At 60.5% G+C, this 12518-nt stretch carries 11 protein-coding genes; 7 read left to right on the top strand and 4 right to left on the bottom strand.

The annotated features are described in order from the left end of the window. Positions 1-31: 31 nt before the first annotated feature. Positions 32-2155 carry a mechanosensitive ion channel family protein gene (locus D882_RS0116990; protein ID WP_027924355.1) on the bottom strand — a complete coding sequence of 708 codons (2124 nt, stop codon included), beginning with the start codon at positions 2153-2155 and terminating at the stop codon, positions 32-34. A gap of 247 nt (positions 2156-2402) precedes the next feature. On the opposite strand from D882_RS0116990, the gene D882_RS0116995 reads away from it, so the two are divergent. From D882_RS0116995 to D882_RS0117015, 5 genes are all read left to right on the top strand, one after another. Next, the gene (locus D882_RS0116995) at positions 2403-3602 is read left to right on the top strand and encodes an MFS transporter (RefSeq protein WP_027924356.1); all 1200 of its coding nucleotides are present in this window, start codon (positions 2403-2405) and stop codon (positions 3600-3602) included. Positions 3603-3806: 204 nt separating this feature from the next. Then, positions 3807-4733 carry a DUF72 domain-containing protein gene (locus D882_RS0117000; protein WP_027924357.1) on the top strand — a complete coding sequence of 309 codons (927 nt, stop codon included), beginning with the start codon at positions 3807-3809 and terminating at the stop codon, positions 4731-4733. Then, entirely contained in the window at positions 4730-5527 is a 798-nt protein-coding gene (locus D882_RS0117005; RefSeq protein ID WP_027924358.1) for an endonuclease/exonuclease/phosphatase family protein, read from the top strand. The genes D882_RS0117000 and D882_RS0117005 overlap by 4 nt, the downstream gene beginning before the upstream one ends. After that, positions 5524-6819, top strand: a complete 1296-nt coding sequence (clsB, locus tag D882_RS0117010; RefSeq protein WP_027924359.1) for a cardiolipin synthase ClsB — start codon at positions 5524-5526, stop codon at positions 6817-6819. The genes D882_RS0117005 and clsB overlap by 4 nt, the downstream gene beginning before the upstream one ends. Then, positions 6806-7792 carry a lysylphosphatidylglycerol synthase domain-containing protein gene (locus D882_RS0117015; protein WP_027924360.1) on the top strand — a complete coding sequence of 329 codons (987 nt, stop codon included), beginning with the start codon at positions 6806-6808 and terminating at the stop codon, positions 7790-7792. Before clsB ends, D882_RS0117015 begins: the two co-directional genes overlap by 14 nt. A 117-nt stretch (positions 7793-7909) precedes the next feature. Here the strand turns inward: D882_RS0117015 and D882_RS0117020 are convergent, their stop codons facing one another. From D882_RS0117020 to D882_RS0117030, 3 genes are all read right to left on the bottom strand, one after another. After that, positions 7910-8668 (bottom strand): S9 family peptidase, encoded by a 759-nt coding sequence (locus D882_RS0117020; protein WP_027924361.1) that lies wholly within the window; start codon positions 8666-8668, stop codon positions 7910-7912. Continuing rightward, positions 8658-9767, bottom strand: coding sequence for a DUF3182 family protein (locus D882_RS0117025; protein WP_027924362.1), 1110 nt, complete (start codon positions 9765-9767; stop codon positions 8658-8660). The genes D882_RS0117020 and D882_RS0117025 overlap by 11 nt, the downstream gene beginning before the upstream one ends. A 285-nt stretch (positions 9768-10052) precedes the next feature. Then, entirely contained in the window at positions 10053-11048 is a 996-nt protein-coding gene (locus D882_RS0117030; protein WP_027924363.1) for a GlxA family transcriptional regulator, read from the bottom strand. Between the two features lie 102 nt (positions 11049-11150). On the opposite strand from D882_RS0117030, the gene D882_RS0117035 reads away from it, so the two are divergent. Next, positions 11151-11699 (top strand): cysteine hydrolase family protein, encoded by a 549-nt coding sequence (locus D882_RS0117035; protein WP_027924364.1) that lies wholly within the window; start codon positions 11151-11153, stop codon positions 11697-11699. A 234-nt stretch (positions 11700-11933) separates the two neighbouring features. Further along, positions 11934-12515 (top strand): YjfI family protein, encoded by a 582-nt coding sequence (locus D882_RS0117040; RefSeq protein WP_027924365.1) that lies wholly within the window; start codon positions 11934-11936, stop codon positions 12513-12515. The last annotated feature ends 3 nt before the right edge of the window (positions 12516-12518 follow it).

Below are 12518 nucleotides of genomic sequence, written 5' to 3' on the forward strand. Positions count from 1 at the left end.
CTCGCGATAGGGCCATCAGCGTCAACACAAATCACTGAGTTCTAGGCTGATCCGGCAGCAACACCGCCGAATGCTCCTGCGCCAATTCGTCATCCCCATCCATCTGCCGCTGCGGCATAAAAACCTGCTGTGGATAAGTCTGCGCGAAATGCACCCAAGGACTGTTATCCACAAGCTTTTTCAATCGCTGGTTAAACGCCCGGCTCACCGCATATTGCCCCCCCGACACGGTACGGAACTGCGCCGTCAGCACCACGCCATTGAGGTCCATTTTGTCGACCCCGAAGACGTCGAGCGGCCCTTGCAGGTTGTACTTGAGAAACGGGTCGTCGCTGATCGAATGCCCGGCCTCACGGATCAACTCGATCGCCTTGTCGACGTCGGTGTCATAGGTGAACTGCACCGAGAAGAACGCGTAAGCAAATTGCCGGGATTGATTGGTCACTGCCTTGATCTGGCCGAACGGCACCGAGTGCACAAAACCCTTGCCGTCACGCAGGCGCAAGGTGCGGATGGTCAGGCCTTCGACCGTGCCCGCATGCCCGGAATCGAGCACCACCCAATCACCGATCGACAAGGTGTCTTCGATGATGATGAACAGCCCGGTGATGACGTCCTGCACCAGTTGCTGGGAACCGAAACCGATGGCCAGCCCCACCACCCCGGCACCGGCCAGGAACGGCGCGACGTTGATCCCCAGGTTGGCCATGGTGGTGATCGCACAGATCACCACCAGCAGGATTTTCATCGCATTGCGCAGCAGCGGCAGGATGGTTTTCACCCGCGTGCTTGGCTGGCGTGCGGAGCGTTTGTTGACCGGTGGTTTCAGGGCTTCCTGAATCGCCGTGTCGAGCACCACCCAGACCATCCAGGTCACGAGGAAGATCAGGCCGATGCGGCTCAGCGAATCACTGATCGCGCGTCCGACCGTGTTGCTCATCGCGAATTCCAGGAGTGACACGCCCCAGATACGCCCCAGGATGTCGATGAACACAATCGCCATGCTGATCCGCAGCAAGGCGTGTGAAAGGCTCAGAAATCGCTCTTTATAGGCATTGCTGCGGCGCGCCGCTTGCTCGCTGCGGGACTTGAACAAGTGATGCAACGTCGTGCTGAGAAACACCGTGGCGATCAACAACACGGTGGTGAACAGCGCGCTGCGCAGCACCTGCTGATTGTCATCGCTGATGCTGATCAGGTTCATGACCGAGACCATCACCATCAACAGAATCGGCCAATACCACAGCCCCGAAAAAATCCGCAGCGTCTCGCGCAATGCCGGCTGCTTGAGGCGCTGCGCCAACGGCAGAATGCGGATCAGGTGCGCGACCGGGCGGCGCATCTTGATCACCAGCAGACCAAAGGAAATCGAGGCCCCAAGCCCGGTCAATACCGCGATGCTGCTGGTCAGGTTGCTGCCCAATTGGTGGGCGATCTGCGGGCTGGTCAAGGCATCGCTGAGCGCGACCAGAAAACCGATGCCAAACAGCGGGCGCGGGGTGTAATCGCGGAGAATCTGCACCGCCCGGCGCTTGTGCCCGGTGTTGAACAGGACCACCAATGTGAGCACCAGCGAGGCGGCGAAAATGCCGCTGCTGGTGGCGTAGGCGAAACACAGCGCCAGCGCCCGACCGGCAGACACCGGCAGGTAGTGGCTGACGACAATCGTCAACGGCAGGCTGATCAGCGCCGGCAGGCTGAATGGCAACAGATAACCGAGCACGGCCTGGCCGCGTTCACGGGTGAGCAGCAAGCGGTGCTCGCTCAGTCGCGTGGCGAGCATTCCACCGAGCAGCCAGAGCATCGCAAAAACGCTCATCCATACACCGGACAAAATCAGGAAATCCCCCATCACGCTCCAACTGGAACGCGCCGAGGGATGATTGACCAGTTGATCCACTTCGTCCGCCGCTCGGTCTGCGCGCAATCGCCAGGCGTCGACCAGGTCTTCGTTGAGATCAAGTTTGCTCTCGACCTCATCGATGCTCGAACTGATTGCCCCGAGCAAACCGCCCTGGACCAGTGGCTCCGGCTGAGCCGGTGGCGTCGCGGCGGTGCTGGTCGCCGGCAGGCCCGGCAGCGTTGCCGCTTGCAGCCCGAGGCTGCATGTGAACAGAAGTAGCGCCAGCGGTATCGCAGTTTTGAACTTGAGCAAAACGGGGAGCTCCGTCGAAAAAGTCTGTAAGAACCTGATCGGAAAATAGCGGGTAAGTTCGGTTTTGGCCGCGGGATAAAGGACGGGGCCATTCCCTGTGGGAGCAAGCTCACTCCCGCGAATAACTGTAGAGCACTGTCGATATTTGACCTTAACGCAAATATCAAATGCTCCCTCCTGTATTTTTCCGCACAACCGGAACCCCGACACTGCGCTCCATTCACTCAAACCCACCGGAGTTGCAGTCATGCCCATTGCCTTGCTCGCGCTGACCCTCAGCGCCTTCGCCATCGGGACGACCGAGTTCGTCATCGTTGGCCTGTTACCCACCATCGGCGCCGACCTTGGCGTCAGCCTGCCGTCCGCCGGCCTGCTGGTCAGCCTCTATGCCCTGGGCGTGGCCATCGGCGCCCCGGTACTGACGGCCCTGACCGGCAAAGTCCCGCGCAAAATGCTGCTGCTGTCGCTGATGGTGCTGTTTACCCTCGGCAACTTGCTGGCCTGGCAAGCGCCGAGCTACGAGTCGTTGATCATTGCGCGGATCGTCACTGGCCTGGCCCACGGGGTGTTTTTCTCGATTGGCTCGACCATCGCCACCAGCCTGGTGCCCAAGGAAAAAGCCGCCAGTGCGATTGCCATCATGTTCACCGGCCTGACCGTGGCGCTGGTCACCGGTGTGCCGCTGGGGACGTTCATCGGTCAGCATTTCGGCTGGCGTGAAACCTTCCTCGCGGTGTCGGCCTTGGGCGTAATCGCCTTCATTGGCAGCCTGATCTACGTGCCGAAAAACATCGCCCACAGCAAACCCGCTTCACTGTTGCAGCAATTGCAGGTGCTCAAGCAACCGCGCCTGCTGCTGGTGTACGCCATGACGGCGGTGGGTTATGGCGGTTCGTTCATCGCGTTCACCTTCCTGGCGCCGATTCTCCAGGACATTTCCGGCTTTAGTGCCGGCACGGTGAGCCTGGTGCTGCTGGTCTACGGCGTTTCGGTGGCGGTGGGGAACATCTGGGGCGGCAAACTGGCGGACACGCGTGGCCCGATCAGCGCGCTGAAAATCATCTTCGCCTTGCTCGCGGCGGTGCTGTTCATGTTGACGTTTACTGCCGGCAATCCATGGCTGGCGCTGGTCACGGTGCTGGTGTGGGGCGCCGTCGCGTTCGGCAACGTGCCGGGCCTGCAAGTGTATGTGGTGCGTCAGGCCGAACATCACACGCCGCAGGCGGTGGATGTCGCCTCGGGGTTGAACATTGCGGCGTTCAACCTCGGTATTGCAGGAGGTGCGTGGGGTGGTGGTTTGATTGTTGCGCACCTGGGGTTGATTCATACCGCGTGGATCGGTGGCCTGGTGGTGTTGGTGGCATTGGCGCTGACGGCGTGGAGCGGTCGGCTTGATCGGTTGGGGCCGGTGTATCAAGGTTCAACCCGAATCGTCGCCGGGCACTGATTTAACCTGAAGGAGTGAGCCTGCTCGCGATAGCGGTGAATCAGTCGCTGTGAATGTTGACTGACACTCCGTCATCGCGAGCAGGCTCACTCCTACATTGGATATGTGTGTGCCGTACCGTCCGTAGTCCCGTCGAAACTTTCTCTCCCGCCCGGCAGTCATCCAAAGACAGGGCTGTCCGAGGACCATCAGACGGGAGGCGACATGGCGGCGATTCATATCGGCATTTCAGGCTGGCGTTATGCGCCTTGGCGGGGGAGTTTCTACCCAAAGGGGCTGACCCAGAAACGCGAATTGCAATTCGCGTCGCGGGCAGTCAACAGTATTGAAATCAATGGATCGTTTTACGCCTTGCAACGGCCGGAACGTTACGCCGAGTGGTACGCCGACACCCCGCCGGGTTTCGTCTTCAGCGTCAAAGGCCCGCGTTTCATTACCCACATCAAACGCCTGCGGGATGTCCATCATCCACTGGCAAACTTTTTCGCCTCCGGGGTGCTGGAGCTCAAGGAAAAGCTTGGGCCGATCCTCTGGCAATTCCCGCCCAACTTCAAATTCGACGCCGATGTGTTCGAAAGCTTCCTCGAACAATTACCCCACGACACCCAGCAGGCAGCCACCCTCGCCCGCCAGCACGATTCGCACCTGAACGGCCACGCCAGCCTCACGGCGCACAAGAAAAAACCTGTACGGCATGCCGTGGAAATCAGGAACGAAAGCTTTGTCGACCCGGCGTTCATCCGTCTGCTCAAACGCTACAACGCCGCGCTGGTGATTGCCGATACGGCGGGTAAATGGCCGTACCGCGAAGACCTCACCAGCGATTTCGTCTACCTGCGCCTGCACGGTGCCGAAGAGCTCTACGCCAGCGGCTACCCCCCGCAGGCGCTGAAACGCTGGGCCGACCGGATCGACGCCTGGGTACATGGCCAGCAACCGTCGGACGCGCAATTGATCGCACCTCGGCAGAAACCCAAGGCCCGCAAATCCCGCGAGGTGTTCTGTTATTTCGATAACGACATCAAGGTCCGTGCGCCCTTCGATGCGCGGCGCCTGCTCGAGCGCTTCCACCTCGACAACGAACTCGCCACCGCCCCCGGTGAGCCGGCAGCGGAAGGCGTGCTGCCATGAACATTCCCGAGCCGCTCGACGCAGCGGATGAGCCGTCCGCCCTCCTGACCGCCGTGCGCCGCTTCACGGTGCTGACGGTCAATACGCACAAAGGTTTTACCGCGCTGAACCGGCGTTTCATCCTGCCGGAGTTGCGTGAAGCGGTGCGCAGCGTGTCCGCCGACGTGGTGTTTTTGCAGGAAGTCCATGGCGCCCATGAGCAGCATCCGATGCGCTACAGCAACTGGCCGGCGATGCCGCAGTACGAATTCCTCGCCGACACGTTGTGGCCGCAGTTCGCCTATGGCCGCAACGCGGTCTACCCGGCGGGCGATCACGGCAATGCGCTGCTGTCGAAATTCCAGATCATTCGCCATGACAACCTGGACGTGTCGATCAGCGGCCATGAAAACCGCGGCCTTCTGCATTGCGTGCTACGCCTGCCCGGTGACGGTCAGGAAATCCACGCCATCTGCGTGCACCTGGGGCTGCGCGAAGCCCATCGCACTGAACAGCTAAAACTGTTGAGCCGACGCCTCGCAGAGTTGCCCGACGATGCGCCGGTGATCGTGGCCGGGGACTTCAATGACTGGCGTCAGCGCGCCGATGTGCTGCTCAAGCCGTGTGGCCTGCGTGAAGTGTTCGCCGAACATCACGGCAAACCGGCGCGCAGTTTTCCGGCGCGAATGCCGGCGCTTCGACTGGACCGCATCTACGTGCGCAACCTCAAGGCCAGTCGTCCGCAGGTGTTGGCGGCGCGCCCCTGGTCACACCTTTCCGACCACGCACCGCTGTCGGTGGAGATCGAACTATGAGCATCCCGTCGATGGAAGAAACCCGCGCGGAACACCTGTCCACAACCCCGACCACCCGTGAGCCCGGCGTGGTCAATGTCGACTACGGCTGGCAAGGCAACAACCGGGTCGAGTTGCTGGAAAACGGTGAAGCGTATTTCCCGAGAGTGTTCGAGGCCATGCGTCAGGCCACCACGGAAATCCTCCTGGAAACCTTCATCGTGTTCGAGGACAAGGTCGGCAACGAGCTGCAGCAAGTGCTGATCGACGCGGCCCAGCGCGGCGTGCGGGTCACCGCCAGTCTCGACGGCTTTGGCTGCGGCGAATTGAGCACCGGGTTCCTGGCGGCGTTGAGCCAGGCCGGCGTACACATCCAGATATTCGATCCGGCGCCAAAGCATCTGGGCATTCGCACCAACTGGTTCCGTCGGCTGCACCGCAAGATCGTGGTGGTCGACGGCACGATTGCCTTCATCGGCGGGATCAATTTTTCCGCCGACCATCTGGGCGACTTCGGCCCCGAGGCCAAACAGGATTACTCGGTTGAAGTGCAAGGCCCGGCGGTGGCCGACATTCATCACTTTGCGCTGCTGCAATGCGGGCGCCCGGCCCGTGCCAAATACTGGTGGCAACGACGCCGGCAGCGGCGCTCGGAATTGGCCTTCAACGATCATGACGGTCAGGTTCGGCTGGTGTACCGCGACAATGGCGACCATCGCTCCGACATCGAGGAGGTTTACCGGCTGGTGTTGCGCAGCGCCAAGCGTCGGGTGGTGATCGCCAACGCCTACTTCTTTCCCGGTTATCGCTTGCTGCGCGAGATCCGCAACGCGGCGCGCCGTGGTGTCGATGTGCGGCTGATCCTGCAAGGGCAGCCGGACATGCTGGTGGCCAAGCTCGCGGCGCGCATGACCTATGACTATCTGCTCAAGTCAGGCGTGCAGATTCACGAGTATTGCGAGCGGCCGCTGCACGGCAAAGTCGCATTGGTGGATGAGGACTGGAGCACCGTCGGTTCGAGCAACCTCGACCCGTTGAGCCTGTCCATGAACCTGGAAGCCAATGTGTTGATCCGCGACCGTGCGTTCAATCGCACGCTGTTCGAACGCCTTGAACACCTGAGCGACAACCACTGCAAAGCCATGTCCGTCGACAACGCCCCGCGCGGACGCATCTGGCACATGACGGTCGGCTTCCTGGTGTTTCACTTCCTGCGGCATTTCCCCGCGTGGGCAGGTTGGCTGCCGGCCCACAAGCCGCGCCTGAAGCCCTTCAGCCAGCCGACCGGGAGCGATCACCATGTCCCGCGCTGAAGCTCATTCGACCCCACACATCGGGCACCCGGCGAAATCGCGCTGGAGCCGCTGGAAACGGCCATTGACCCTGCTGTTTTTCCTGGCGCTGATTGTCCTGCTGACGATGCTCGCCCAGCGTCTCGAATGGAACGAAGTCTTCGACACCCTGGCCGATTTCAAGGTACGCACGCTGGTCATCGCCTCGGGGCTGACGCTGTTGAGCTTTCTGGTGTACGCCTGTTTCGACCTGATCGGCCGCACCTACATTCGCCAGGACCTGACGTGGAAACAGATCCTGCCGGTGGGGATCATCAGCTATGCGTTCAACCTTAATCTGAGTGCATGGGTGGGTGGCATCGCCATGCGCTATCGGCTGTATTCACGGTTGGGTGTGAGCAAGGGCAACATCGCGAAAATCCTCGGCTTGAGCCTCGCGACCAACTGGTTTGGCTACATGGTGATTGCTGGCGTCGTGTTCAGCAGCGGCCTGGTGCGCATGCCGCCCGGCTGGAAACTCAGCAGCGATGCATTGCAAGGCGTCGGTGTGGTGCTGCTGTTGGTGAGTGCCGGTTACCTGGTCGCCTGCCGGTTTTCCAAGCGTCGGGAATGGGCGATTCGCGGGGTGGAAATCAACCTGCCATCGCTGCGCATGGCGGTGCTGCAACTGGCACTGGGGGCGCTGAACTGGTCGTTGATGGCGGCGGTGATTTTTACTTTGTTGCCGAGCAAGCTGGACTATCCGCTGGTGCTGGGTGTGCTGCTGATCAGCGCCATCGCCGGGGTCATCACGCATATCCCGGCAGGGCTTGGGGTGCTGGAGGCGGTGTTTGTGGCGCTGCTGCAACATGAGGTTTCGCGGGGGAGCCTGGTGGCGGGGTTGCTGGCGTATCGGGCGATTTATTTCATCTTGCCGTTATTGATTACATTGGTGATGTATCTGGTGGTGGAGGCCAAGGCCAAGTCGTTGCGGATCTCGAAGAAACCTTCTTGAGTATGGGGGGAGTCGGATGCCGCCATCGCGAGCAGACTCACTCTTACATTTTGGATCGCGGTCTACCTGTAGGGTGGGCCTGCTCGCGATGACGGTCTCCAAAACAGCGAAGATTTCTCAGCGGGATTGAATAATGCTCAACCGCTCACCCACCACCATCTCGGTAATCCAGTCCACCAGAATCGAGGTATACGCCTGCTGCGAAACCGGGTCGCTCAAGGCGTGATCGGCGCCGTCGATAATCCGGTGGGTCAGCGAGTGGGTCTGCTGACACGCCGCGCGGTAACTCATGATGGCTGCGTGGGGCACATAGTCGTCAGTCTCGGATTCAACCAGCAGCACATCACCGGTGAATTGCGAGCAGGCATGCAGTGCCCGGTTGCTGTCGGCGCGGATCAACGTGCTGCGGTAATCGCGCAGATCGGTCTTGTCCAGCTCACGCTTGGGTGTGTGCCACTGATCGTCGCGATACAGCGCCGGCACCCGCAGCGCCAGCCAACGCACCGGACGTAATGACGTCAGTATCGCGGCCAGGTAACCGCCATAACTGGTGCCGACCACGGCGATGGCCGAGGTGTCGAGCGCCGGGTGCGCGAGCAGCCGGTCATACGCCGCCAGCAGGTCGCGCAAATTGTCTTCACGGGTGACGCGCGTCAGCGGGATTCCGGTGCCGCCGGTGTGACCGCGCAAGTCGAACGTCAGGCACACGCACCCCAGACCGGCGATGCCTTTGGCCCGCTCCAGATCCCGCTCCTGGCTACCGCCCCAACCGTGCACGAACAGCACGCCGGGAACCTTGGATTTGGGGCTGAGAAAAGTCCCGCTCATCTGTTCATCGTCGATGTCGATCTGAATGGTTTCACTTCTAGCCGTCATAGGATTTGACCGTTACGTACTTGAGAAGAAAGTCACTGTTTTCTGCGGGGCCGCGGTACACCTCGATGGCGTCCGCCGGCAGCGGTTGATCGATGTAGGTTTCGACGGATGACACACGAATCGCGCGCATCCGCGGATCATTGACGAAGCTCTGCAACGCGGCCACTTCCGCGCTGCTGGCACCGCCCATGCGCCAGGACTGCTCCAGCACACCGCTACGTGGCTTGCCGTTACTGTCCAGCCCCTGAGCAATGTCGTAGTTGCGCCGTGACGCATAGAAACCGGGATAGGCCTCATCGGCGGCGCTGTCAAACACTTGCGCTTGGCGGATCGCCAATCGCACGTCATCCGGCAACGGCAGCTTGAGCAGGTCCTCGTAATAACCCGGCACCACCAGCAGGTTGGAGCCGCCGTACACCCGCTCGCCCTGCCCGTCTTCGATCAAGTATTGATCACCGCAGTAACTCAGCACGGTGTCGCCGATAAAACTCTGGCCGACACTGTGGGTAATCACGTCACTCAGGTCCTGCTCCAACACTACGCCTTCGGCGAACAGCTTGCTGGCATCAGGTCTGGCGAGAATGGCGTCGAACTGGTCGAGGCTTTCAATCACTTCCTGTCCCCGTCCGGCGCAGGCATGCACCGGCTTGAGCCGGATCGGGCCGTTGTAGAGCAACTGTTCGGCGGCGGGCCGCGCATCGTCGAGGGAGAACACGCTGAGGCCATCCAGCACCACGTTGCGCACGCGTTCGGAAAACAGCGGTGACCAGCCTGGTGGGGCATAAGCATTCTTGTTGAGCAAACCATGGCTGATGGCTTTGGTGCAGATGAAATCGTGGTCGACGTAGCCGCCCCACAAATCTTCCGGCCCTTTGACGCCCATTTGCCGGGCGGCAGCGGCGCCTACCAGGGTCTGGGTCGGCAGCAGGTAGAGATCCCGGCCGTCATGCAATTTCTGATCAAAACTGCCGCCGTACTTAAGGCCCAGAATCTGCGCCAGCCAACGGGCCAGGGCGCGATTGGTTTCGACTTCATGCTGTGGCGCATCGGGGCCCACGGAATGGGCGACCACCAGTTTTTTGCGGCTTGTTGGGGTCATGCGTCCCCCTTCAAATGGCGATTGATGAGTGTTGAGGGAACGGTGCAGAGATCAGGCCAAGCGGTGGGCGCCGCAAACAACTGTTAAATCAGATAGTTGTGAAAAGGGTAATGGCATCAGGCCTGTTTTATTCTGCACGACAGTCGATTCACCTCCTGCATTTTGCACGATAGCCCTGTGGGAGCCGAGCTTGCTCGCGATGGCGATGTATCAGACACATCAGTGTTGAATGTTATGGCGCAATCGCGAGCAAACTCGGCTCCCACAGGCTATGCAGTGATCTGGCTACCGTGGAGTTGCGGCCATCGGCGACACACCAAACCGCGTTCGATAATCACTCGGCGCCAGCCCGGTAATTTTCTTGAACGTCGCCCGAAACGCACTCGGGTCCTGATACCCCACGGTCCAGGCAATGTGATCAATGGTGCCGTTGGTAAACTCGAGCATTTCCCGGGCCTTGCCGACCCGCAGGTGCTGGCAGTATTCGGTCGGTTTGAGCCCGGTCGCCGCGCGGAAGCGACGCAGGAACGTGCGCTCCTCCAGCCCGGCCCGCTCGGCCATGGCGGTCAGCGACACATCGGTCGCCCCGGTACTTTGCAGCCAATGCTGGACCTTGAGAATCGAGGCGTCGCCATGACTGAGAATCGGTGCAAAGTTGCTGCCGCACTCGCTCGCGCTGTCACTGTGTTCCACCACCAGAAAGCGTGCGGTGCCGGTCGCAATGCTCGGCCCCAGCAAACGGTCCACCAGGCGCAGCCCCAACTCGGACCAGGCCATCAGTCCGGCCGTGGTGATCAAGTCGCCGTCGTCGACAATCGGCGTATCAGCCTTGAGCTTGATCGCCGGGTAACGCTCGGCGAAGGCTTTGGCCGAGGTCCAGTGCGCGGTGGCGCTGCGGCCATCGAGCAGGCCGCTTTCAGCCAAAAGAATCGAGCCCACGCAGACGCCACCGAGGGTCGCGCCGTTCGCGTGCTGCTGACGAACCCACTGGAGCAATGCCTGCGGCACCTGACCGGCGTAAAAACTGGCGATCGACGGCGGGATCAACACCGCCACCAAGGCTGAGTCCGGCGCCGGATGGCTGTCGTAGACCCGAACCGGGGCCTGATCGCCCTCAACCTGCCAATGGCTGACCCGCAACAGCGGCAACCGCGCCGACTGATGCTCGGCGGCGATTCTGTTAGCCACGTCGAACAGGTCCGTCAGCCCATGCACCGCCGCCATCTGCGCGCCGGGATAAATCAGCACGCCCAGTTCGGCGATTGCCCTTTCTGCGTCCATTGTCAGTTTTCCCCCTTCTATTGTCGGTGCGGCCAATCCTCGGACGGCCCGCCAGGCCCAATACTTCGTTCCACACCCAACAAGCATTTCAAGGAAACACTTATGGCCAAGCAAGCGCTCATCGTAGTTGATATCCAAAACGACTACTTCCCACAAGGCAAGTGGCCGCTGGTCGGCGCTGACGCCGCGGCAGATAACGCCGTTCGTGTACTCAAGGCCTTTCGTGAGGCTGGTGATTCAGTGGTGCACATTCGCCATGAATTCACCTCCGAAGAGGCTCCGTTCTTTACCCCCGGTTCCGAAGGCGCAAAGCTGCACCCCAACGTGCTCAACCTCGCCAATGAGCCCGTGGTCCTCAAGCACTTCGTCAACTCGTTCCGCGAAACCGAGCTGAAATCGATCCTCGATGAACAAGGGATCAAGGAGTTGGTGGTGGTCGGTAGCATGAGCCACATGTGCATCGATGGCATCACCCGCGCGGCGGCGGATTTTGGCTACAACGTCACGGTGATTCATGACGCCTGTGCCACCCGTGACCTGGAATTCAACGGCCTGACCGTGCCGGCCGCCCATGTTCACGCGGCGTTCATGTCGGCTTTGGGCTTTGCCTACGCCAACGTGGTGTCCACCGATGAGTTCCTGCGTGATTAAACGCGGTAAATGTGATCATCCCAACCTTCATTAACGGTCGGGAAACACTTTGAAATACCACAGGGCCCGCCATGCAGCGGGCCTTTTGGCGCGTGGCAGAAAAAACTCACGCGTGAGTCATTGATGACGTTTAGGATTGGGCGTAGGGTTTCTCACGCGTGAGATTTTCACAACGGAGTCACTGCCATGCAAAGCCGCTCGAAACCGTCCGCGAAAAAACCATCGAGCTTCTACATGAAGCAGATGCGCGCAGGCCTGGCAGCCGCCGGTTATGTGAAACACGAATCTTGGGTGCTTCCCGAAAACCGAAGCTTGCTCAAGCAGATGGAGCAACAGCTACGCCAACCGATTCTGGCTGGCTCATTCATGTCGGAGAATTACATGAGCGCAGGCAACAACTGGAACATCGATAGCCTCTACAACGCCCTCAAGGCCCTTGATGAGGTGGCTTCGCAAGAGATCACGCTCTCCCTGATCCAGAGCGCCGAACCCAGCCTGAAGCTGGAGATGAACGAGTTTGGCGGACTGCCGATTCACATCGCCGTGGCAGGTGAGCAAATCATCGTCGACACCGTTCTGGTCGACGTCGAGTCCATCCGCGACGTGCCAGCCTTCAACGATGCCGTGCTGCGCAGCCGGGAAATGTTCCCGCTGTCCTCGATCGGTATCGAGTCCATGCCCAACGGCCAGGTCGTTTACAACATGTTTGGCGCGCTGAGTTCCGACTCCAGCCTGACCAACGTGGTGACCGAGGTGAAAACCCTCGTCGACAACGTTCAGCGTGCCATCGAAGCCTTCGAACGCTTCTTCAAGTAATTA

Source organism: Pseudomonas sp. URMO17WK12:I12, assembly GCF_000514395.1.
GTDB classification, from domain to species: domain Bacteria; phylum Pseudomonadota; class Gammaproteobacteria; order Pseudomonadales; family Pseudomonadaceae; genus Aquipseudomonas; species Aquipseudomonas mucoides.

Coding starts and splice junctions, on each gene's coding strand:
- D882_RS0116995 (WP_027924356.1), top strand. CDS start 2,403: ATGCCCATTGCCTTGCTCGCGCTGACCCTCAGCGCCTTCGCCATCGGG.
- D882_RS0117000 (WP_027924357.1), top strand. CDS start 3,807: ATGGCGGCGATTCATATCGGCATTTCAGGCTGGCGTTATGCGCCTTGG.
- D882_RS0117005 (WP_027924358.1), top strand. CDS start 4,730: ATGAACATTCCCGAGCCGCTCGACGCAGCGGATGAGCCGTCCGCCCTC.
- clsB (WP_027924359.1), top strand. CDS start 5,524: ATGAGCATCCCGTCGATGGAAGAAACCCGCGCGGAACACCTGTCCACA.
- D882_RS0117015 (WP_027924360.1), top strand. CDS start 6,806: ATGTCCCGCGCTGAAGCTCATTCGACCCCACACATCGGGCACCCGGCG.
- D882_RS0117020 (WP_027924361.1), bottom strand. CDS start 8,668: ATGACGGCTAGAAGTGAAACCATTCAGATCGACATCGACGATGAACAG.
- D882_RS0117025 (WP_027924362.1), bottom strand. CDS start 9,767: ATGACCCCAACAAGCCGCAAAAAACTGGTGGTCGCCCATTCCGTGGGC.
- D882_RS0117030 (WP_027924363.1), bottom strand. CDS start 11,048: ATGGACGCAGAAAGGGCAATCGCCGAACTGGGCGTGCTGATTTATCCC.
- D882_RS0117035 (WP_027924364.1), top strand. CDS start 11,151: ATGGCCAAGCAAGCGCTCATCGTAGTTGATATCCAAAACGACTACTTC.
- D882_RS0117040 (WP_027924365.1), top strand. CDS start 11,934: ATGAAGCAGATGCGCGCAGGCCTGGCAGCCGCCGGTTATGTGAAACAC.